This is a genomic window from Kitasatospora sp. NPDC058492 (genome assembly GCF_042720685.1).
Taxonomy (GTDB): domain Bacteria; phylum Actinomycetota; class Actinomycetes; order Streptomycetales; family Streptomycetaceae; genus Kitasatospora.
Window position 1 is genome coordinate 1 of record NZ_JBHXMU010000032.1, and the last position, 22,201, is coordinate 22,201.

The 22,201-nt window shown below is 72.7% G+C and carries 18 protein-coding genes; 9 read left to right on the forward strand and 9 right to left on the reverse strand.

Annotated elements, in window-relative coordinates; all coding sequences use genetic code 11:
* Positions 1-240 precede the first annotated feature (240 nt).
* A complete protein-coding gene (locus tag ACFWPI_RS21470) occupies positions 241-1,818 on the reverse strand; it encodes a TolB family protein (RefSeq protein WP_380371945.1) in 1,578 nt (525 codons plus the stop codon).
* A 153-nt stretch (positions 1,819-1,971) separates the two neighbouring features.
* On the reverse strand, positions 1,972-3,378 hold the full coding sequence (locus ACFWPI_RS21475; protein ID WP_380371948.1) for a TolB family protein: 1,407 nt from the start codon (positions 3,376-3,378) through the stop codon (positions 1,972-1,974).
* A gap of 242 nt (positions 3,379-3,620) precedes the next feature.
* Here ACFWPI_RS21475 and ACFWPI_RS21480 point away from each other — a divergent pair, with 242 nt between their 5' ends.
* Positions 3,621-4,532, forward strand: coding sequence for a LysR family transcriptional regulator (locus ACFWPI_RS21480; protein ID WP_063346233.1), 912 nt, complete (start codon positions 3,621-3,623; stop codon positions 4,530-4,532).
* Between the two features lie 31 nt (positions 4,533-4,563).
* On the opposite strand, the gene ACFWPI_RS21485 is transcribed toward ACFWPI_RS21480, so the two are convergent.
* From ACFWPI_RS21485 to ACFWPI_RS21500, 4 genes are all read right to left on the reverse strand, one after another.
* Positions 4,564-5,250: a TetR/AcrR family transcriptional regulator gene (locus ACFWPI_RS21485; protein ID WP_380371951.1), complete on the reverse strand. Its 687-nt coding sequence runs from the start codon at positions 5,248-5,250 to the stop codon at positions 4,564-4,566.
* Between the two features lie 33 nt (positions 5,251-5,283).
* A complete protein-coding gene (locus ACFWPI_RS21490; protein WP_380371953.1) occupies positions 5,284-6,453 on the reverse strand; it encodes an FAD-dependent oxidoreductase in 1,170 nt (389 codons plus the stop codon).
* A gap of 154 nt (positions 6,454-6,607) precedes the next feature.
* A complete protein-coding gene (locus tag ACFWPI_RS21495) occupies positions 6,608-7,111 on the reverse strand; it encodes a hypothetical protein (RefSeq protein ID WP_380371956.1) in 504 nt (167 codons plus the stop codon).
* A gap of 138 nt (positions 7,112-7,249) precedes the next feature.
* Positions 7,250-8,407: a hypothetical protein gene (locus tag ACFWPI_RS21500; protein WP_380371959.1), complete on the reverse strand. Its 1,158-nt coding sequence runs from the start codon at positions 8,405-8,407 to the stop codon at positions 7,250-7,252.
* 328 nt (positions 8,408-8,735) lie between these two features.
* On the opposite strand from ACFWPI_RS21500, the gene ACFWPI_RS21505 reads away from it, so the two are divergent.
* Positions 8,736-9,236: a hypothetical protein gene (locus ACFWPI_RS21505; protein ID WP_380371962.1), complete on the forward strand. Its 501-nt coding sequence runs from the start codon at positions 8,736-8,738 to the stop codon at positions 9,234-9,236.
* Here ACFWPI_RS21505 and ACFWPI_RS21510 read toward each other — a convergent pair.
* Together ACFWPI_RS21510 and ACFWPI_RS21515 are read right to left on the reverse strand one after the other, a co-directional pair.
* Positions 9,194-9,811 carry a hypothetical protein gene (locus ACFWPI_RS21510; protein WP_380371965.1) on the reverse strand — a complete coding sequence of 206 codons (618 nt, stop codon included), beginning with the start codon at positions 9,809-9,811 and terminating at the stop codon, positions 9,194-9,196. The genes ACFWPI_RS21505 and ACFWPI_RS21510 overlap by 43 nt on opposite strands.
* Positions 9,812-9,843: 32 nt before the next feature.
* Positions 9,844-10,482 carry a hypothetical protein gene (locus tag ACFWPI_RS21515; RefSeq protein WP_380371967.1) on the reverse strand — a complete coding sequence of 213 codons (639 nt, stop codon included), beginning with the start codon at positions 10,480-10,482 and terminating at the stop codon, positions 9,844-9,846.
* 369 nt (positions 10,483-10,851) lie between these two features.
* Here ACFWPI_RS21515 and ACFWPI_RS21520 point away from each other — a divergent pair, with 369 nt between their 5' ends.
* The 7 genes from ACFWPI_RS21520 (at position 10,852) to ACFWPI_RS21550 (ending at position 19,988) form a co-directional block, all read left to right on the forward strand.
* Entirely contained in the window at positions 10,852-12,072 is a 1,221-nt protein-coding gene (locus ACFWPI_RS21520) for a sensor histidine kinase (protein ID WP_063346224.1), read from the forward strand.
* The gene (locus tag ACFWPI_RS21525; protein ID WP_380344036.1) at positions 12,047-12,649 is read left to right on the forward strand and encodes a response regulator; all 603 of its coding nucleotides are present in this window, start codon (positions 12,047-12,049) and stop codon (positions 12,647-12,649) included. The genes ACFWPI_RS21520 and ACFWPI_RS21525 overlap by 26 nt, the downstream gene beginning before the upstream one ends.
* Before the next feature lie 85 nt (positions 12,650-12,734).
* Positions 12,735-13,691: a Gfo/Idh/MocA family protein gene (locus tag ACFWPI_RS21530; RefSeq protein ID WP_380371970.1), complete on the forward strand. Its 957-nt coding sequence runs from the start codon at positions 12,735-12,737 to the stop codon at positions 13,689-13,691.
* A gap of 340 nt (positions 13,692-14,031) precedes the next feature.
* Positions 14,032-15,936 carry an endonuclease/exonuclease/phosphatase family protein gene (locus ACFWPI_RS21535; protein ID WP_380371973.1) on the forward strand — a complete coding sequence of 635 codons (1,905 nt, stop codon included), beginning with the start codon at positions 14,032-14,034 and terminating at the stop codon, positions 15,934-15,936.
* Between the two features lie 116 nt (positions 15,937-16,052).
* Positions 16,053-16,565: a GNAT family N-acetyltransferase gene (locus tag ACFWPI_RS21540; protein WP_380344031.1), complete on the forward strand. Its 513-nt coding sequence runs from the start codon at positions 16,053-16,055 to the stop codon at positions 16,563-16,565.
* A gap of 95 nt (positions 16,566-16,660) precedes the next feature.
* Positions 16,661-17,620 (forward strand): prolyl aminopeptidase, encoded by a 960-nt coding sequence (gene pip / locus ACFWPI_RS21545; RefSeq protein ID WP_380371977.1) that lies wholly within the window; start codon positions 16,661-16,663, stop codon positions 17,618-17,620.
* Positions 17,621-17,741: 121 nt separating this feature from the next.
* Complete coding sequence (locus tag ACFWPI_RS21550) at positions 17,742-19,988, forward strand: WD40 repeat domain-containing protein (protein ID WP_380371980.1); 2,247 nt, start codon at positions 17,742-17,744, stop codon at positions 19,986-19,988.
* 200 nt (positions 19,989-20,188) lie between these two features.
* Here the strand turns inward: ACFWPI_RS21550 and ACFWPI_RS21555 are convergent, their stop codons facing one another.
* Positions 20,189-22,171: a S9 family peptidase gene (locus ACFWPI_RS21555; RefSeq protein WP_380371983.1), complete on the reverse strand. Its 1,983-nt coding sequence runs from the start codon at positions 22,169-22,171 to the stop codon at positions 20,189-20,191.
* Between the last annotated feature and the right edge of the window lie 30 nt (positions 22,172-22,201).

Genomic DNA, 22,201 nt, shown 5'->3' on the forward strand with positions numbered 1-22,201 from the left:
TTTACGCCCCTCGCCGGCAATTTTATACCCGCAACCCCAATCGGCCCCCCGCGGCCTGTACGGCTGCTCACGGCCCGGCCCGGCGTGCACACCCGCTGCGAGCGGTGGGGACCAACGAGCCCCCCCCCACCGCACGGCCCACCAACCATCTGCCCCACCCTCCCGCTTCGGGGGCGGGACGCCGGCCCGGCCGACGTCCCGCCCCCGTACGCGGTTCACGGTGCGAGCGGTGGTTGACGGTCAGTCGTCGCTGTCCTGGTCCTGGCTTTGGTCCTGGTCCTGGTCGTCGCCCTGGACGTCGCCGTGGCCGTGGTGCGCGGTGGCGCGGGCGAAGACCTGGGAGTCGGTGCTCGCCGGGCCGCCGGTGCCGGCGAGCAGGTTTCCGCTGGTCGAGCTGAACACCACCGTGCGGCCGCGGGCGTCCACGACCGGATCGGCCGAGGTGCCGTTGCCGAGCGAGCCGTCCGCAGCGGTGGCGACCCGCTCGGTGCGGCCGGTGCGCAGGTCGTGCCGGTAGACGTCCCAGCCCGGGTGCTGGGGGCCCGCCACCAGGTTGTCGGCGGCGGAGGCGAAGTAGACCCAGCGGTTGTCGGCGGTGATCCGGGCGTGGTCGGAGGAGCCGACCGAGGTGGTGCCGGGCAGGCCGCCGCTGATCTTCGTCACGGTGCCCTTCCCGAGATCCCGGACGTACAGCACGGTGTGGAACCGGTGGCCGCCGGTCGACCCGCCGGGCTCGGGCAGGGCGTAGATCGCGCGCCGCCCGTCGGGGCTGATCGTCGCGCCGAAGCTCGGGGCGCCGAGCTTGCCGTCGAGGTCGAGGCTGGCGGCGGAGATCCGGCCGGACTGCACGTCGTAGGTGTAGTAGGGGGCGGTCACCGGCCGGGCCAGGTTCGGGGCCAGGCCCTTCTGGGCGCTGCGGGGCAGGGCCGGGGCGACGCCCGGGGCCAGCTCCACGTCGGCGGGGGCGGCTGCGCCCCCGCCGGCCGGGGCGGGGGTCTGGTCGGCGGGCAGCAGGTTGTCGGCCATGGAGGTGAAGCCGATGGTGCGGCCGTCCGCGCTGATCGTCGGGTTGAGGGACATGCCGTCGCCCGGCTTGCCGTCCACGCCGCGGGTCACCAGCCTGGTCTTCCCCGTCCAGCGGTCGGTGACGTAGATGTTGTAGTCCCAGGTGTAGGGCCTGGCCAGCGAGGGGTCGCCGCCCTGGAGGTCGGGGACGAGGTCCTTGCGGCTGGAGCCGAAGACCACGTAGCGGCCGTTCGCGCTGATCGAGGGCGCGTAGGAGGCGTGGAACTTGTCGGTGTCGGTGCCGGTGAGTCCGCCGCTGATCAGCTCGGTGCGGCCGGTCTTCCGGTCGCGGACGTACACCTCGTCGCGCCCCTGGACCTGCATGCCGGGCACCACGTTCTCGGCGTCGCTGTCGAAGGCGACGTAGCGGCCGTCGGCGTTGATCGCGACGTTGTCGGTGAAGCCGTTCAGCGCGCTGCCGTCGGCGGCCAGGTTGATCCGCTCGGTGCGGCCGGTCCTCAGGTCGCGGACGTAGGCGTCGCGGGCGCTCTTCGCGGGCTGGGACACCAGGTTCGTGGCCCAGGAGGTGAACAGGGCGTAGCGGCCGTTGGCGCTGATCGCCTGGCTCCACGACTGGTTGTCCGGCGCGGCGCCGTTCACCCCGACGCTGACCTGGACGGTGCCGCGCGGCGCCCGGTCGGCCTGGGCGGCCTGGACGGGTGCGGCGGTCACGGCGAGTACGGCGGTGGCCGCGAGAATGCTGCCGCCGCCGGCCAGCCACCGGTTGCGGGTGGTACGGGTGCTGCGTGTCATGACGTCTGCCTCCCCGGGGGTCGCCCGGCCGGGCTCCCTCCCGGCGACGGGCTTTCGGGAGAGCCAATCGTCGGGGGGGCCGGTGGTCAACGCCCACGGGTGATCTCGGCCGAAAATACGTCAACGGACGTATGCGGCAGGGGAGTCAGGGCGTCACAGGCGGCGCAGGAAGACGTCCAGGAAGGTGTTGGTGTCACCCGGCACCAGGTCGCCGTCCGAGGCGTCGAAGATCACCGTGTCGCCGGTGGCGTCCACGTACGGGCCGTAGGAGGAGGCGGTGCTCTGCCCGCCGCTCCGGGTGAGGCTGATCCGCTCGATCCGCCCGGTCCACAGGTCGCGGCGGAACACGTCGCTGGCCGAGTTGGTGTCGTCGGGGACGAGGTTCTCGGCGGCGGAGTCGAAGTAGACCCAGCGGTCGTCGAGCGTCATGACGCCACCGGACGAGGACCACTTGGCGGTGGTGCCCGGCAGGTCGGTGTTGACCTTGGTGATCTTGCCGGTGGCCAGCTCGTGGACGTACACGTCCATCCGGATGCCGTGGGCCGGGGCGGGTGCCCCGCCGATGAAGACCGGGAGGCTGTAGATCGCGTAGCGGCCGTCCGGGCTGAGCCGGCCGTCGCGGCCGCCGTCGCTCAGGGCCCCGGTGTCGTCCAGGCTGGCGCCGGCGATCTTGCCGGTGCCGGCCTTCCAGACGTAGTACGGGTAGAACTTGGGCCCGGCCAGCTGGGGTGCCCCGGCGCCCGGCGTCGGGTCGGTGGTCGGGGTCGGGGTCGGGGTCGGGGCCGGAGTGCCCGGGAGCAGGTTCCCGGCCCGGGAGCCGAAGCCGACCGTCGAGCCGTCCGCACTGATCGTCGGACTGAAGGAGTTGTTGTCGGCGCCCTCGCCCTCCGCGCCGGAGGTGACCAGCCGGGTGGTGTGCGTCCAGCGGTCGGTGACGTAGATGTTGTTCTTACCGCGTTTCACGCCCGGGGCGAGGTCGGTGCGGCTGGAGGCGTAGGCGACGAAGCGGCCGTCCCAGCTGAGGGTGGGGCTGTCGGCGGTGCGGATGCTCTGGTCGTCGGTGCTCGCCGAACCGGGGGCGGTGATCAGCTCGGTGCGGCCGGTCCAGCGGTCGTGGACGAAGACGTCGCTGCCGTGCTTCGGCTGGCCGGGCAGCACGTTGGTGGCGGCGGTGCTGAACGCCACGTACCGGCCGTCGCCGCTGATCGCGGCCTGGTTGGTGGCGGCGTCCAGCTTGGAGCCGTCGGCGGCGACGCTGACCCGCTCGACGTGTCCGTTGCGCAGGTCCCGCACGTAGACCTCGTCCGAGTTCGGGGTGCCGGCCCCGGGCAGCAGGTTGGTCGCGGTCGAGCTGAACAGCGCGGAGCGGCCGTCGGCGCTCAGCCCGAGCGCGGACGAGGTGCCGTCGAGCTGCTCGCCCTTGGGCCCCTCGCTCACCCGGGAGGTGTCGCCCTTGAGCGGCCGGGCCTCGGCGGCGGGCATCGCGGCCCCGGCCACGGCGGCGGCCACCAGGACGCCGGCGGTACGGGCCAGCCAACGGCGGGTTCGTGCGGTGGTCATGGACATCCTCCCCTGATGACGGCGCCGGGCCCTCGTCACCCCCGCGGCCCGGCTCGGGAAGAGCCAATCGTCGCCCGGGCCGGGTGGTCAACCGGGCGAAGCGATCTCGTCCGGAAATACGCCACCGGTCGTATCGCCCCTTACGCGGCCCCGGCCCGATTCCTGGCCCGGACCCGGGCCCGGACCCCGCCCCGACTCCGGGCCCGGTCCGGACCGCCCCGGCACGCTGGCAGAATTGGTCCGTGATCGACGCCCGACGGCTGCGGACCCTGCGGGCCGTGGCGGACCACCGCACCGTGACCGCCGCGGCGGCCGCCCTCTACCTGACCCCTTCCGCCGTCTCCCAGCAGCTGGCCGCCCTGGAACAGGAGACCGGCCACCACCTGCTCGCCCGCGAGGGCCGCGGGGTGCGGCTGACCGCCGCCGGGGAGATCCTGCTCGGCCACGCCGACGCCGTGCTCGCCCAGCTGGAGCGCGCCGAGGCCGACCTCGCCGCCTACAGCGCGGGCGTCTCCGGCGAGGTCACCGTCGCCTCCTTCGCCACCGGCATCGCGCTCGTCCTCGCCCCGGCGATCGGGCTGCTGGCCGCGCAGGCGCCCGGGGTGCGGCTCAAGGTGCTGGACGCGGAGGGCGACGCCAGCCTGCCGATGGTCCTCGACGGCCGGGCCGACCTCGCGGTGGCCGTCGAGTACCGCGGCGCCCCGCGCGCCGACGACGCCCGGCTCACCCGCGTCCCGCTGTACGCCGAGCCGTTCGAGGCGGTGCTGCCGCTCGGCCACCCGCTGGCCGCCGACGGCGGTCCGCTCGCCGTCGCGGCCCTCGCCGACGAGCGGTGGATCGGCCCCTACCCGGGCAACCCCTGCCACGACGTCGTCCTGCTGGCCTGCGAGCACGCCGGCTTCCAGCCGCGCCTGGTGCACTCCTCCGACGACTTCCGGGCCGTCGTCGCCCTCGCCTCGGCGGGCGCCGGCGTCGCCCTCGTGCCGCGCTCGGCGCTGCGCGGCGTCGACCTCGGCCGGATCGCCGTCCGGCCGGTGGACAGCGAACTCGCCACCCGCCGGGTCTTCGCCGCCGTCCGGGCGGGCGCCGACGGGCACCCGCTGATCCGCCCGGTCCTGGACGCCCTCGCCGAGGCGGCCGCGGCGGGCGCCTGACCCCGGACCGGTTTGAGCCCGGCGCCTGGGCTCAGGCGGGTCGGGGCGTCGTGCGCGTGCCGTTGACGACCACCCGGAACATCCAGGACAGCCGGTCCTCCGGCGCCCCGGACACCAGGTCGTCCCCGAGTGCGGCGATCCTCGGGTAGGCGGCGGCGGGCGCCGCGCGGAGCGCGTCGGTGAGCGCGCCGTGTTCCAGCTCCGCCTGCTCGCCCTGCCGGGCGGACTGCTCGGCGGCGGTGGCGGTGGCCACCTGGAGCAGCACGTCCACGCCCCAGGCCGCCTGCCCGTCCGGCACCCCGCCCTCGTGCAGCAGTGCCAGGACCGCCTCCACCAGGGCCAGGTAGTGCGGCCCGGACGGCCTCGCCACCAGTGCGGCGTGGGCGAGCGCAGGGTGCCGGAACAGCACCCCGGTGCAGGAGTTGAGGACGGCGGCCAACCGCTCGCGCCAGTCCCCGGCCGCCGTCACCGGGCTCAGGTCCACCTCCCCGAGGAACTCCTCCAGGATCGCGGCGTGCAGTTCCGCGGCGTTGGCCACGTACACGTACAGCGAGGCCGGCCCGGTGTCCAGCTCCTGGGCCAGCCGCCGCATGGTCACCCGTGGCAGGCCCTCCGCCTCCAGCACCCGTACGGCGGCGGCGACGATCGCCTCGTGGCTCAGCGCGGGCTTCGCCGGCCGCTCGCGGCGGCTGCGGGGTCGGGAGGGGGAGCTCGTCATACCGGCCAGCCTAGCGACCGTGTTCGTGACGAACTAGTTCGCCGAGGGTGTGCCCGCCGGGGCGGGCTGGTCCGGGGCGGTGAACTGGTCGAGCAGGCCCTGGAGGCCGTCGGGGCCGAACATCAGCTCCAGGCTGGCGGCGGAGGCGGCGGCCGAGGCCTCGCTGCGCGGGAAGAGGGCGCGCTCGTAGGCGGTCAGGGCGGCCTCGGGGTCGCCGGGGTGGTGGGCGAGGGCCTTGCCGAGTTCGGCGCCGTCGAGCATGGCGAGGTTGGCGCCCTCGCCGGCGAACGGGGACATCAGGTGGGCGGCGTCGCCGAGCAGGGTGACGCCGGGGGTGCGGTCCCAGCGGTGGCCGACGGGCAGGGCGTGGATCCGGCGCGGGACGAGGCCGCCGTCGGCGTCGGCGAGCAGGGCCCGCAGGCCGTCGGCCCAGCCGTCGAAGCCGGCCAGCACGGTCGCCTTGGCGGTGTCGGGGGCGGTGGTGTCGATGCCGTCCAGCCAGTCCTCGCCGGCCCGGACGGCGGTGTAGACGTGGATGCTGCCGTCGCCCTCGCGGTGGGCGAGGAAGCCGCGACCCTCGGCCACGGAGAGGAAGAACCCGCCGCCGACCAGGGCGGCCGCCTCGGGGTGCCGGGTGTCCGCGTCGTGCAGGTCGGCCTCGACGAAGGAGACCCCGGTGTAGGCGGGCCGGGCGTCGGACAGCAGCGGCCGGATCCGGGACCACGCGCCGTCCGCCCCGACCAGCAGGTCCGTGGTGACGGCCGTGCCGTCGGCGAAGGCGACCTGGTGGCGGCCGTCGCCCAGCGCGTGGGCGCGGACCACCTTCCGACCCCAGCGCACGGTGCCGGCGGGCAGGGAGTCCAGCAGCAGGTCGCGCAGGCGGCCCCGGTCGACCTCGGGGCGGCCGCCGGTGCCGTCGTCCTCCTGCTCCAGCCGGACGGCGCCGTCCGGCCCCACCACCCGCAGGGCCTCGCCGCCCGCGTGGACCAGGGTCAGGAACCGGTCGTGCAGCCCGGCGTCGCGCAGGGCCTGCTGGCCGGAGTCGTCGTGGATGTCGAGCAGGCCGCCCTGAGTGCGGGCCTCGGGCGAGGGCTCCAGGTCGAAGACGGCGGCCCGGATGCCGTGGACGTTCAGGACCCGGGCGAGTACGAGGCCCCCGAGCCCGGCTCCGATGACGGCGACGGGAACGTGCTGGACGGTCATGGCCACTCCTTGGGTCGGTGTCGGTCCGTGTCGGTCGGCGTGGGTTCGCCGCCCGCTCCTCCACGGTAACGAACATGTTCGTAACGAACAAGTTCGTCCCCCGGAGTGGCCAACCGGGCAACCCGGGATCCCACCGGGCGGGAGTGTGAGAACTTCACGATCCGGACATGGCGGGATCACTGGCGCGCCGCGAGACGAGGCGGGCAGACTCGGTGCCGGAGAACCAGCTGACGGGAGGCCGTGGACGTGGGATTACCGGTTGCGCCGGACGGGCCCGGCCCCCCTTCGCGGTCGGCCCGTTCTCGGCGTCCTGCCCACTGGTCACGGCTGTTGCTCCCTCACGAGTGGGTGGTGGTGGTCCGTCTCCCGAGTGGGTGGTGGTCCGTCGCGGCCGCCGAGGAAGAGGGGGTGCGGCGGCGATGCCGGATATCAGGCGGTCGGCCGGCGCGGTGATGGTGAGCGCCGGCGGGGTCGCCTGGAGCCCGCCGCCGGGGAACGGCGAGCCGTCCACCACGAACAGGTTCGGGTGGTTCTTCAGCTGTCCGCCGGAGTCCGTCGCGACGCCGAGCGGCACGCCGCCGAGCGAGTGCGAGGTCTGGCCGGGACTGGTGAAGCTGGTCGACGAGCCGGGGGCGACGGCGTTGAGCCGGCTCAGCACCCCGTTGATCGCCGTGGTGGACTGGGTCGTACCGGCGGTGGTGGTGGGCCGTTTGAGGTCAACCGCCGCGCGAAACGGCGGCGGCCCGTGCGAGCAGGTGCTCGTACGGGCCGCCCGCGTGCTCGGACCGGCGCGGCGTCAGATCTGCAGGGTTCGCAGGAAGCAGCCCTTCGCCGAGTCGGAGTACACGCAGCCGGTGACGTACAGCGAGTGGCCGTCCGGCCCGGTGGCGAGGGCGTGGATGTACGTCTCGGGGACGGAGAGGCGCACGCTCTGGTCGAACCGGTTCTCGCCCGGCACGAGCGTGTACAGCGGGACGGGGATGGTGTAGGAGGGGCCGCCGAGCAGGTAGACGCGGCTGCCGTCGGTGTTCATCGCCGGGTGGTGGTACTCGAAGTAGCCGGAGCCGTACTTCATGAGGTAGCGCACCTTGTCCGTGCCCGTGTCGAGCCCGATGCCCACGGAGTAGGTGCGGACCGACCCGAGCGCCAGCAGGAAGGAGCCGTCGGGGGAGAGCGCCAGCTCGTCCTTGGCACCGAGGTCGACGACCTTGGCGGTGCCGAGCCCGGTCCTGATGTCGAGGCGCAGCAGGTCGAGGTTCGTGCCCGCGTAGAGGGAGCTCCCGTCGGGCAGGACGGCGAGATCGTTGACCGTGTGGGCGGTGACCGCCGTCTGGTCGATGAACTCCTGGTCGCCGGTGGAGAATTCCAGGATCCGGCCCGGCTCCTCCTGCCCGGCGGGGCCCGAGGGCCCGGACTGGCCGACGTAGAGGGTCTCGCCGTCCGGGTCGGTGGCCAGACTGGTCGCCGCGCCCGGGGTCCAGCCCGCCGGGAGCTGCTGCGCCGGCGCGGCGATGCGGGCCTTGACCGTGTTGGTCGCGGTGTCGATGACGTAGACGGCGGAGCCGACTCCGACGTACAGCCGGTCGCCGTCCGGGCTGAGGGCCGGCCGCCCGTAGGGTGCCGGGTCGCCGAGCGGGAGGCGGGCCCTCACCGTGCCGGTCTGCGTGTCGACGGTGGACAGGTACACGCCCTGGCGCCCGCCGACCACGTCCGTCAGCACGAGGTAGACCGTGCGGCCGTCCGCACTGACCGCCTCGGTGACCTTCTCCCAGGTGAACTCCGCGAGCCGGACGGCCCCCGGAACGCCGGAGACGGGGCCGTCGGGAACGCCGGAGGGGGCCGCCCCCGAGGCCCCCGAGACACCCGCCCCACCGAGCAGCAGGGCCACCGCCGTCGCCGCCGAGACGGTCCAGCGGGATCCGCGCCGTAACGCGCTTGCCGGGGTCCTCATCATGTCCTCCCCTTGTCGTCCGGTGCGCCGCGCCGGGCACCGGGTGGATCGAAGCCTAGGGGATTCCATTGCCATTGGATGGAACAACTATTAAGTGTTAAAGGAGAGTTGGAAGATCCGGCAGTGACTGGTGGGGCGTGCGGAGCCGGCCTGTCGGGATCGTCGTGCCCACCGGGAACTGCTCGACCGCCGTGCTTTCCACCGCGAGCCGGCGGGAAGTCAACTGGCGCCCACCATAGGGTGAATCCCTCTCCGCCGAATGAGAGAATCACCCCGGCCCGCTAATTCTCTTCCGGAAGACCGGAGTTACGACCCGCCAAAGGAACCGCAGATGACCGACCTGCCGACGCCCGCCCCCTTCACCACCGAGGACACCCTGTTCGGCGAGATCACCGTCCGCGTCGACGGCCAGGACCGGGTGACCGTCTCCGGGGAGCGGATCCCCACTGCCGTCCTGGAGCGCGACCCGGGCAGCGAGCCGGACCCGCAGATCGCCATCGGCACCCGCGACACCGCCCACCTGGATGCTGCTGGTCGAAGGGGTCGGCGCCCTCATCCCCTGAGCCGCCGCCCCGGCCGCCAGCCGGCCCGCGGACGGCACGGCGCCGGGCCCGTAGGGGAGGAGATCCCGTACGGGCCCGGCGCCGTTGTGCGAGTGCGGGCTCAGTCGGCGGCGCCCAGCATCCAGGCCGTCCCGCCCGCCAACTCCTCGGCGTGCAGGGCGGAGACGAGCGCCGCCTCGGTTCTCGACCGCAGGCACAGCTTGGCCCCGGGGCGGGGCGGGGGCCGTCACGCGGCGAGGTGCTCCAGCGTGAACAGGGTCGCCCGGTAGGAGTACTGGTTCACGCCCGAACCTGCGGAGCCGGCCGGGTCGGCGACGGTGCCAAAGCTCCCGCTGTGCCCGATCCGGAGCAGCACCTCGCTGGAGCCGGGTGAGGGGTGGATCAGCGAGAAGATCTGGTTGCCGTAGATCCACCCCGAGCAGTCGAACACGTTGAAGGGGGCGCCGTCGCTGTTCCCCTCGTTCGGGTCGTTCGGGTTCCGTTTCCAGTGGCCCAGGCAGTCGTCCTCGTTCAGCCGGCTGCGGAAGATGAAGGACTGGTTGTCGGAGTTGTAGTGGCACAGCTTCCACTGCTGGTTGTAGCCACCGGTGTCGGGGTTCTGGATGACCTGCCCCCAGGAGCTGGCCATGTTCTTCTCCACGAGTTGTCCGAACGGCGTCTTGATCCGGTAGTAGCCGTCGTCGCAGACGTAGCCGTGCCACTCGCTCGACGCCAGTGCTTGGGTCGCGGCCGACGCGGGGCCGGCGAGCAGGGTGAGGCCGGCCAGCGAGGCGAGGGCGCCGGCGCCGAGGGCGCGCAGCGCCGTGCCCCGGCGGGTGGTGGCGTGGCGCAGCGGGTTTGTCACGGGTTCCTCCGTCGTCAGGTCGGTGGGCACGGTCAGCAGTTGCTGATGAGGAGTTGGGCGGCCCGGCGCACGGTGGCGGCCGGTTCGGCGGGGGCGCAGCCGACCGAGCCGATCTCCGGGGACTCGTAGGTGGTGAACGTCCCGGGGGTGGGCTGGGTGGTGACCCAGATGCCGGTGGTGGGGCCGGTCTGGGCGCAGATGCGGTTGACGTACTGGCCGGTGACGACCCTGGTGCCGCGGTAGAGGCCGTAGCGCCCGGGGTCCTTGAGGTTCCAGACGTCGCTCACGGTCTGGCTGGTGGTGCTGGAGGTGGTCTTCTGGACCGAGAAGCCGACCTTGACCTCGACCTTGGCGAACAGCGCGCTCGCGGTGGCGGTGATCTCGGTCTTGTTGTCGACGGTGGTGGTCACCGAGCTGACCCTGGTCAGGGTGTCGGTGTGCTGTCCGGTGGTGCCCGGGGCGACGTTGTAGATGAGGAAGTCGGTGACGGTGGGGGTGATCTGCACGTTGAAGGGCTCCGTGGTGGCGCGGTCCACAGCGGGGTTGCAGAGGGTCGGGAGGGTGTCGGCGTGGGCGGCGGGGGCGGCGCCAAGGCTTAACAGCCCCACCGCGATGGCGGTGGTGGCCGAGGCCGCGAGGGTGCGCCGGCGCGGCTTGCGGGTGGTGGTCATCTGTGCTCCTCCAGCGGGCGCGGAAACAAGGACGAGGCGTGCGTGCGCGCGCCTCGTGCAGGGGTACGTGCGGACTGCTGGTGCGCATGCGTCCTGGTGGATGCTTCGGGCCTTGCGGCAGGACCCTTGTCCGGAGGCTCCTCGGAGATCGTGTGGTGTGGGTTCGCACTGGCCGGGGCCGGTAGGCGCCCGGACCGTGATACCTCCGTGGTCCGGTGATGAAGAGTCTTGTCGTGAAGCACCGGTCGCCAGTAGTGGCTGATGACATGAGTCGGGCGGGCCGTGTCATGGTTCGCCTATGACAACTGTCATCTTTTGGTTGGTTCGGTTGCAGACAGCGAGCCGAGGCTGACTCTAGGGTGGCCGGACATGATCACCTCACCTATGGGGTCCGGTACGGTCGATCCGGGGCGGCTGGGCCGTCTCACCCACTGGACGTTGCTCGCTCTGGGGCCCCTATGGTTGTTGCTGGCCGCGAACGACCTCGTCTTCAACCTCGGCCCCGGACACCAGGCACTGGTCGCTCCGGTGCTCGTCGCCGTCGCGGTCCAGCACACTCGGCTCATCCGCCGGGCGGTGCCGGGTGGCCTCGCCGGCCAGGTCCCCCGCCATGGCTCCGCCACCGCCGAGGGGCGGTGGAGCCTCCTGCTGCTGGCCGCAGCGATCGCGACGTGGGGCGACATGGCGGTCCGTCCGTACACCGCACTCGACTGGGCCATGCTGCCGGGGGCCATGGCAGCGGCGATGGCCCTGACCCTGCCCGCCCGGGCGCGCCGCCGGCTGCTCACGACAGTCGCGCTGGGCTGTGCGGTGCTGGGTGAGGCAGTGGCGCAGTGGCGCCAGGACAACCCCTACCTGCCCGGGGTGCCGGCGGCGACCGGTGCGGGGATGGTGCTGTTCATCGCCGGGGTGGAGTTGATGGTGGCCCGGCTGTGGCGGGCGGTCCTGGAGGCCGAACACGTCCGCGAGACCACGGCCACCCTGGCCGTGGCGGAGGAGAGGCTGCGGTTCGCCGCAGATCTGCACGATCTCCAGGGCCACCGGCTCCAGGCCATCACACTCAAGGGCGAGCTGGCCGAGCGACTGATCGGCCGCAGTGACCACGAGGCGCGCGCGCACGTCCGGGAGATCACCGAACTGGCTCGCTCCGCACTCGAGGAGTCCCGGGCCGTGGTCCACGGCTACCGGCGCGCCAGCCTGAGTAGCGAACTGGCCAACGCCGCGGGAATCCTGGAAGCCGCCGGAATCCGCACCGCGATCGACGGAGACGCCGCACGCATCCCTCACCAGCTCCAGCCGGCCTTCGCCGCCTTGGTCCGCGAAGGCATCACCAACATCCTCCGCCACAGCCGTGCCCGCCACTGCCAGATCACCATCACCGCTGCCGCGGGTCAGGCCCGCGTCCTGCTGCGCAACGACGGTGCCCCGTCGCACCCTGCGGACCCCGGCAGCGGCCTGGCCGGACTGCAGGAACGCTTCCACGCCATCGGCGGTTACATTCGCATCGCCACCCACCCCGGCGGCCACTTCGAACTGGTCGGCCACACCCACCGGGAGACCCCGCGTGATTCGCATCCTGCTCGCCGATGACGAAGACCTCACCCGCGGCGCCCTCGCCGCACTCCTCGACCTCGAACCGGACCTGACCGTCACCGCCCAGGCTCCTGACGGCCTCACGGCAGTCCAGGCCGCCGCCCGTCACCCGATCGACATCGCCCTGTTGGACCTGGAGATGCCCCACCTCGACGGCATCTCCGCCGCCCAGGAGATCCGCCGCCACCGCCCCATCCCCACTGTCCTCGTCACGCGTCACGCCCGGCCCGGCGTCCTGCGTCGCGCTCTGGCCGCAGGCATCCAGGGCTTTGTCCCCAAAACCACTCCCGCCACCCAACTGGCCGACATCCTGCGCGACATCCACACCGGCGGCCGCTACATCGACCACCAGCTCGCCACCCACGCCCTCACCGAAACCCCCTGTCCTCTAACCCCCCGCGAACTCGATGTCCTGCGTGCCGTCCACCACGGCCACGCCGTCAGCGCCCTCGCCGAACAGCACCATCTCGCTCCCGGCACCGTCCGCAACTACCTCTCCGGTGCCATCACCAAACTCGCTGTCCGCACCCGCCACGAAGCGGCTCGCCGTGCCTGGGAAGAAGGGTGGATCTGATCCTGAACGAGGTGTACTCGCGTCCCGCCCCACTGGCGACGGGTTGGTGGCGTACGGGAGCTGGTGAATAGGGTGGGTACGGCCGATGACCGAGCGCACCACTGGAGACCTCATGAGTTCGACCGCTGTTCCCGACACCCTGCTCCCGGTCGGGGTCATCGGCCTCGGTGACATCGCCCAGAAGGCGTACCTGCCCGTCCTCGGAGCGATGCCGGGCCTCGACCTGCGGTTGATGACCCGGGACCGGGCCAAGCTCGATCGCCTCGGCGACGTCCACCGGATCGCGCCCGAGCACCGCTTCACCGATCTCGGGGAGTTGATCGGGAGCGGGATCCGGGCGGCGTTCGTGCACGCCGCGACCAGCCAGCACGTCCCGATCGTGGAGCAGCTGCTGACGGCCGGTGTCGACGTCTACGTGGACAAGCCGCTCGACTACACCGTGGACGGCGCCCGCCGGCTCGTCGACCTCGCCGACCGGACGGGCCGCTCGCTGATGGTCGGCTTCAACCGCCGGTACGCGCCCGGCTACGCCCAGGCCAAGGAGCGCCCCCGCGACCTGATCGTCCTGCAGAAGAACCGCGAGGGCCTCGCCGAGGCCACCCGCTCCCTGGTGTTCGACGACTTCATCCACGTCGTCGACACCCTGCGCTTCCTGGCCCCCGGCGAGATCGAGCAGGTGGACGTCCGGGCCCGCGTCCGGGACGGGCTGGTCGAGCACGTCGTCCTGACCCTCGGCGGGGACGGCTTCACGGCGCTCGGCATCATGAACCGGCTCTCCGGCTCGACGGAGGAGATCCTGGAGGTCTCCGGCGCCGACTCCAAGCGGGCGGTGCACAACCTCGCCGAGGTGATCGACCACCGCGGCCAGCCCACCGTCCGCCGGCGCGGCGACTGGGTGTCCGTCGCCCGCCAGCGCGGCATCGAGCAGTGCGTCCAGTCCTTCCTGGACGCCGTCCGGGCCGGCAAGACCGTGGACGCGCACGACGCCCTGCGCACCCACGAGCTGTGCGAGCTGATCGTGGAGCGGATCGAGGCGGGCTGAGGGGGCGTCGAGGCGGGCTGAAGGAGCGGGCTGAAGGGACGGGGATAGGAGCGGAGGTAGGAGCAGGGGCCGGGGCGGGCGTCGGAGCGGAACCAGAAGTTCACTGACGGGGTCTTGTCGCGTCATTTTCTACGCGCGTATCTTGGGGTCGCTGCGGGGGGCGGGTGACCGGCTTCCGCTTCATCTACGCGGGTAGCGCGTGCCATGGGCACGCCGCCTGACCATGCGTCACGGCCCGGCGGCCGCAGACCCGCCGGGTGGACGACGCCCTGTGCCCCGCTCAACCCTCGACCGCCGTGCCACGACCGTGCCGCACGACGGAGCTAGGAGTCATGCCCCGGTGACCACTGCCCCCGCTCCCCGCCCCCGCCGGGCCCTGCTGCGCGCCGCGATCCTCCCGGCCGGACTGGCCGCCTCGCTGGTGCTCGTCCCGCTGCCGGCCGCGAACGCCGCGCCCGCCGCGCCCGCTGCCACGAACGCCGCGCCCACCGCCGCCCCGGCCGGGCCGACCGAGGCCGGACCGCTGCGCATCCACGACATCCAGGGCACCACCCGGATCTCCCCGCAGGCCGGGAAGCCCGTCACCGGCGTGCCCGGCGTCGTCACCGGCGTGCGCGCCTACGGCAGCGCCAAGGGCTTCTGGATGCAGGACCCGAACCCCGACGCCGACCCGGCCACCAGCGAGGGCGTCTTCGTCTACACCGGCGGCAACCCGACCGTGAAGGCCGGCGACTCGGTCCTGGTCAGCGGCAAGGTCACCGAGTACTACCCGGCCTTCGCGGGCGGCTCGCAGTCCGTCACCGAGCTCACCGGCCCCGCCGTCACCGTGCTGTCCTCCGGCAACCCGCTGCCGGCCCCGGTGGTCGTGGACACCCGCAACATCCCCGGCACCTACGCCCCGCCGGCGCCCGCGGGCGGCAGCATCGACGCGCTGCCGCTCAACCCGGAGAAGTACGCCCTGGACTTCTACGAGTCGCTGGAGGGCATGCTCGTCCAGGTCAAGGACGTCCGGGTGATACAGGCGACGGACAAGTACAACGAGCTGTGGGTCGCCGCCGACCGGCAGGACCAGCGCAGCAAGCGCGGCGGCGTGCTGTACGAGTCGTACGCGGAGCCCAACGTGGGCCGCCTGATGGTGCAGCAGCAGGCGGCGGTCACCCCGCAGCAGCCGTTCCCGGTGGCCAACGTGGGCGACGTGCTGACCGGCACCACCACCGGCCCGCTGGACTACAACCAGTTCGGCGGCTACACCCTCGTCGCCGGCACCCTGGGCACGCTCCAGGACAACCACCTCCAGCGCGAGGTCACCGCCAAGGCGGCCGACCGCGAACTCGCCATCGCCACCTACAACGTGGAGAACCTCGCCCCCGGCAACCCGGACGCCAAGTTCGCCGAGCTGGCCCAGGGCATCGTCACCAACCTGCGCTCGCCCGACATCGTCGCCCTGGAGGAGATCCAGGACAACAACGGCGCCAAGAACGACGGCACGGTCGACGCGAGCCAGACCGTCGCCAAGTTCATCGCCGCGATCAAGGCGGCCGGCGGCCCGGCGTACGACTGGCGCTCGATCGACCCGCAGGACGGCAAGGACGGCGGCGAGCCGGGCGGCAACATCCGGCAGGTGTTCCTGTTCAACCCGCAGCGGGTCTCCTTCACCGACATCCCCGGCGGCGCCGCCACCAGCGCCGTGGACGTCGCCGGCAGCGGCGCCACCACCGCGCTGACCGCCTCGCCCGGCCGGATCGCCCCGGCCGACGACGCGTGGACCAACAGCCGCAAGCCGCTGGTCGGGCAGTTCTCCTTCCGCGGCAAGAAGGTCTTCGTCATCGCCAACCACTTCAACAGCAAGGGCGGCGACCAGGGCATCGACAGCCGCTTCCAGGCCCCCACCCGCAGCTCCGAGGTGCAGCGGGTCAAGCAGGCGACCATCGAGCAGGCCTTCGTCGCCAAGCTGCTGGCCGCCGACAAGGAGGCGCGCGTCGTCTCGCTCGGTGACTTCAACGACTACCAGTTCTCGCCCGCGCTGGCCGCGCTCACCAAGGACGGCGTGCTGCGCGACCTGGTGAACGAACTGCCGGAGACCGAGCAGTACTCGTACGTCTACCAGGGCAACTCGCAGGTGCTGGACCACATCCTGGTCAGCCCCGAGGTCGGCTATGCCAAGTACGACGTGGTGCACATCAACGCCGAGTTCGCCCAGCAGGCCAGCGACCACGACCCGCAGGTGGTCCGGATCAAGCCCTGACCGCTCCGCATCAGGTCCTGACCGGTCCGCATCGGACCCTGACCTGCAGCTATGCTGCCTTCGCCGGAGGTGACCACCGCCGGCGAAGGCAGCTGCGGCAGTGGGGGTCGGAGAACATGCGGTACCGGATCGAGCGGATGGGAGCCGAGGACTGGCAGCGCCTGCGGAAGGTGCGGCTGGCCCAACTCCTCGACTTCCCGATGGCGTTCGGCGAGACCCACGAGGCCGCGCAGGCCCTGGGCGAGGCCGACTGGCGGGCCCGGGCGGCCCGGGTGAACGAGCCGGGCAGTGTCGGCCTGGCGGCCGTCGACCCGGACGGCGAATGGGTCGGCACGATGCTGTCCGTCCCCGACCGGGACCAGGCCGCGACCGCCGTCCTGATCGGCGTCTGGGTGGCCCCGCAACACCGCGGCCGCGAACGCGGCGTGACGGACGCCCTGTTGGACGCCGCCACCGACTGGGCCCGCACCGAGGGCGGCGCCAAGCGGATGCTGCTCGGCGTGCACGAGGCGAACGCCCGCGCCGCCGCCTTCTACCTGCGCCGGGGCTTCACCTACACCGGCGGAGAGACCCCGTACGGGCTCGACCCGCAGGCCCGCATCCTGGAGATGGCCCTCCCACTGGACTGAAACGCCCCGAGGTCAGCCGAACGTCCGTTCCCACGAAGCAGGTTGGGCGGAAAAGCGCGGGCCCCGAGCGCGCCCGCGCCCTAGGATCGACGGTCATGGTTGATCTCTATCCTCCGACGAGTCCCTACGGCCACGGTTTCCTCGACACCGGAGACGGCAACCGGGTCTACTACGAGCAGCTCGGCAACCCCGAGGGCAAGCCCGTCCTGTACGTCCACGGCGGCCCCGGGGCGGGGACGCCGGACCGGCCCACCCGGGCGTGGGACCCGGACTGCTACCGCGTGATCCGCTACGACCAGCGCAACTGCGGACGCAGCACTCCGCACGCCAGCGACCCGGCGGCGGACATGAGCCTGAACACCACGCAGCACCTGATCGACGACATGGAGCGGCTGCGCGAACACCTCGGCATCGAGCGGTGGTTGCTGAACGGCGCCTCCTGGGGTTCGACCCTCCTGCTGGCCTACGCGCAGCAGCACCCCGAGCGGGTCAGCGAGATCATCATCCAGGCGGTGACGACGACCCGCCGGGCCGAGACCGACTGGCTCTACCGGGGTGCCGGGTCCTTCTACCCCGAGGCGTGGGACCGGTTCCGCGAGGGCGTGCCCGAGGACGAGCGGGACGGCGACCTGCTCGCCGCCTACGCGCGGCTGATGGAGAACCCCGACCGGGCGGTCCGGGAGAAGGCCGCCGCCGACTGGCTCGCCTGGGAGGACGCGGTCATCTCGAACGAGCCCAACGGCTCGCCCGGCATGTACAGCGCCCGGGAGGTCGACGCGCAGATCGCGTTCGTCCGGATCTGCGCCCACTTCTTCAGCAACGGCGCATGGCTGGAGGAGGACCAACTGCTGCGCAACGCCCACAAACTGGCCGGGATCCCGGCGGTGCTGGTGCACGGCCGGCACGACATGGGCGGCCCGGTGCAGACGGCGTGGGAGCTGGCGAAGGCGTGGCCGGGCGCGCGGCTGCACATCTCCGAGGACTCGGGGCACATCGGCAGCGAGGAGATGAAGGAGACCGTCCGGGAGGCCATCGAGGAGTTCAAGCACCGCTGATCCCCGAGGTGCCCGGCAGGGCGACGCCCGCCGGGGGCGTCGCCCTGCCCATCTGTAGGCGGGGTCTGGCGGTCGCACCTTCTGCGGTGCCGTGTTGCTGGGTACGGCTAGTGTGCCGGTCATGTCCGATGATCTGCGGGGCATCTGCCCGCGTGCTGAATCCGCCGTGGCCGTTGAGCGGTTGGTCGATCCGGGGTTCCTGGTGAACGCGGACCCGGGATCGGTACTGGCGTTGCTGGACGCGGCGTCGGGTCCGGCGGCGCGGTTGGCCGCGTCGGTGTACCGGGCCTCGACAGACCTGCATCGTGACGTCACTGCGGGGGTACGCCGACAGCTGCTGGCGCTGGACGCGGCCCGTTACGGGGACCGGGAGCTGTCGGCACGGATCACCGCGGTACCGGTGGAGGGCGAACCCGCCGCACCGTGGGGCGTCGAGTGGGCCACCGGCGGCCAGCTCGACCGGTCCCGGCGTCGTATTCCGACCGTCCACACTACCGATGCGTTGCTGGCGGTCGCGACGGCCGTGGTCGACGGCCGCCCCGTGGCGGTCACCGGCAGTTCCTTGGCGGTCACTGGGAGTTCCTCGGCGGTCACCGGCAGTTCCGAGCGGACCGTGCGGGTATGGGACCTGACCACCGGCCAGCAGATCGGCAAACCCCTCACCGCCCACACCGGCGAGGTGTGCGCGGTGGCGACGGCGGTGCTCGACGGCCGCCCCGTGGCGCTCACCGGCAGTGGTGACCGGACCGTGCGGGTGTGGGACCTGACCACGCGCGAGCAGATCGGCCAACCCCTCACCGGCCACACAGCCGGGGTGTTGGCTGTGGCGACGGCGGTGCTCGACGGCCGTCCCGTCGCGGTCACCGGCAGCGGCGACGTGCGGGTGTGGGACCTGACCACGCGCGAGCAGATCGGCGAGCCGCTCACCGGCCACACCTCTGCTGTGTACTCGGTGGCGACGGCGGTGCTCGACGGCCGTCCCGTCGCGGTCACCGGCAGCCACGACGGGACCGCGCGAGTGTGGGACCTGACCACCCGCGAGCAGATCGGCGAGCCGCTCACCGGCCACGAGGAGGCGGTACGAGCGGTGGCGACGGGGGTGCTCGACGGCCGTCCCGTGGCGGTCACCGGTGGCCACGACGAGACCGTGCGGGTGTGGGACCTGGCCACCGGCCGGCAGCTCGGCCGACCTCTCACCGGTCACGACGGATGGGTGTTGTCGGTGGTCACGACCACGATCGAAGGCCGTCCCTGCATCGTCAGCGGAGGCGAGGACTGGACGCTCCAGGTGTGGGATCTGGCCACGGGCAAGCCGCTCGGCGAGCCGGTGCGCGGCCATACCGACAAGGTACGGGCGATGGCGACGGCGGTGCTGGACGGCCGTCCCCACGTGATCGCCGGCAGTCAGGACGGGATGGTGCGGGTGTGGGACCTGACCTCGGGCGGCCAGGTGGGTGAGCCGCTCACCGGCCACACCGGCGAGGTGGGCACGGTGGCGACGGCGGTGGTCGAGGGCCGCCCCGTCGCGGTCACCGGCAGTTCTGACCAGACCGTGCGGGTCTGGGAGCTGACCGCTGGTCGCCATATCGGCCGTCACCTCACCGACCGGGACGGCTGGGTGTGGGCGGTGGCGACGGCGGTGGTCGACGGCCGCCCCGTGGCGGTCACCGGCAGCCACGATGAAACCCTGCGGGTATGGGACCTGACCACGCGCGAGCAGATCAGCGAGCCGCCCACCGGCCACGAGGAGGGGGTGAACGCGGTGGCGACGGGGGTGGTCGACGGCCGCCCTGTAGCGATCACCGGCGGCTTCGATGACGTACGGGTCTGGGACCTGCCTTCGGGTCAGCAGGTCGGTGAGCCCCTGACGGGCCACACCGGCGAGGTGAACGCGGTGGCGACGGCGGTGGTCGAGGGCCGCCCCCTGGCGATCACCGGCGGCGACGACGGCACGGTACTGGTCTGGGACCTGACCACGCGCGAGCAGATCGGCGAGCCCCTGACCGGCCACACCGACTGCGTGCTGGCGGTGGCGACGACGGTGGTCGACGGCCGCCCCGTGGCGGTCACCGGCGGCGACGACTGTACGGTGCGGGTCTGGGACCTGACCACCGTCCAGCGGATCGGCCAACCCTTCACCGGCCACACCGGTGAGGTGAACGCGGTGGCGACGGCGGTGGTCGAGGGCCGCCCCCTGGCGGTCACCGGCGGCGACGACTGTACGGTGCGGGTCTGGGACCTGACCACCGGCGACCAGGTCGGGCCGGAGTTGGTGTTCCCACTGCGGGTCTGGGCGGTGGCCGTGGTGCCGGATGGCCGGTTGGTGGTGGGCTTCGGCTGGGAGGTCGCGGTGTTGGCCCGCCGCTGACCGGGCCCCGCACAAGCGGCTCGCAGTACGAGCCACCTGGGAGACGGTCCCCCGAGGGGCGTGGGGGCAGTGGCGGGAGATGCCGTGTGAGTTCGGTGCCTGGTCGACCGTGCACAACCGCTTCCGGCAGCCAGAGCGAAGTCCGTCTCGTCGCCGACCGCAGGTGCCGACCGCTGGCGTTCGTCCCCGTGCTGACGGGCCTACAGCCAGCGGTCGTACCAGGTGCGGATGCGCCGGAGGGCGTCGAGTTGATGGGCGCGCTCGTGCAGCCCGTGGCCCTCTCGGGGGTAGACGACGAACTCGTGCTCGACGCCGAAGTGGCGCAGTGCGCGATGGAAGTGGACGGCCTGGCCGAGTGGGACGTTGGTGTCCTGCTCGCCGTGCAGGATCAGGACCGGGGTGCGGATCCGGGACGCGTAGGAGATCGGGCTGTTCCGGTCGTGGAGGTGCGGTCCCGGCCCGTTCCAGCCGGTGCTGCCGCCGAGCGCCGCGTCCATGACTCCCCACTCGCCGGTTCCGGCCTGCATGCCCCAGTCGGCGATGCCGGCGCCCACCATGGCGGCCTTGAAGCGCTCGGTCCGGCCGATGGCCCAGGCCGCCATGAAACCGCCGTGGCTCCAGCCGGAGATGCCCAGGCGTTCGGGATCGGCGACTCCCTCGGCGACCAGCAGGTCGATCCCGGCGAGGACGTCGGTCCACTCGTCGCCGCCCACCGCGCCCGCCACCACGGCGGCGAATTCCTGGCCGTGGCCCGACCCGCCCCGGGGATTGGGCAGGAAGACCGCGTATCCGGCGGTCGCCAGCCACTGGCCGCAGTCGACCGCACTGAGCGTGAACTCGTCGGCATGGCGGAAGTAAGGGCCGCCGTGGACCATGGTGACGAGCGGGAACGGACCCTGGTCCCGAGTCCGGCCGGCCGGCAGGATCATCAGGCCGTCCAACTGGAGTCCGTCGGAAGCCTGGTAGCCGAGCCGTTCCTGGATACCCCAGCGGATCCCGCGCAGTTCGGGACTGGTGTCGCTGAGCCGGAGCAGTGGCCCGCCCGTGGGTCCCGCGTGGACGTTCCTGGGCTCGTGCGCGGTGCTCATCAGCACGGCGAGGGTCTGTCCGGAGTGGCTCGCAGTGAGCCCGGCGAGCCCGGCGAGCCCGGCGAGCATGCCGGGCGCGCAGGACAGTCGGCGGAACCGCAGCGACTGCGGATCGAGCCGGTACAGCGCGGTGTCCAGCCCGTCGGCGAACAGCGCCAGCGGCGGCCCGTCGGCGACCTGCACCAGCTCGGTGGGGCAGACGGACATGCCGGCCGTGAGATTGCGCTGTTCGACGGTCGGGCCGGTCGCCGGCGGCACGGTGTCGATCACGGCGAGCGCGCCGACCAAGTGCCCGGGCGTCACCGCCAGGTGGGCCAGATGCCATTCACCGTCGTGATGCCACCAGACCGGGGACTGTGCCTCGAATCCGACCGGGCCCAGGTCCTGGACGGCTCCCGTCTCCGGGGCGACCAAGTGCAGTCCTGCCGTCGTGACGCCGGGGTCGAGCTCGGGGGTGGCCCAGCTCAGCACGGCCAGCGGGCCGCCGTCCGGACGCTGGGCCACCTCCACGACATGGCGGTCTCCGAGGCCGTCCACGGTGCGGACCGCGCCGGTCGCCAGGTCGAGCAGGCGCAGCCGGGTGGCGGGGAGGTGCCGGCCCCAGACCTTCGCGTCGTCACCCTCGGCCTCCCGGTGTTCGTCCTCCGGAGTGGGCTCGTCCTCGGCGAGCAGCGCGACGATGCGGCCGTCGGCGAGCGGGTAGTGGTCGCCGATGCCCCCGCGCCACCTGGTCAGGGGCTCCGCCTCGGCGCTGTCCTCGCTGCCGTCCAGAAGGATCCGCTGGAGTTGAGCGGTGCCCCGTTCCTCGCGGTCGGAGGTGAAGAACAGGAAAGCCGAGTCCGGCGCCCACTTCGGGGCGGCGTCGCGGGCCGTGCCGTCGGTCAGCCTGCGCGGGGCCGCGCTGCCATCGGCGGCGGCGACCCAGACCGAGCTGTGCGGCCGTCCGTCCCTGCCACTGTTCGCGACCACGCCGTAGGCGACCAGGCGGCCGTCGGACGAGATGGCCGGGGCCACGGGGGAGGCCATGTCCACCACCAGTTCCGCGGTGAGCAGGTCGGTCGATTCGGGAGTCGGTCGCGGTGCAGGCTGCGGCATGCGGACTGCCTTTCACTCGCCAGTACGACG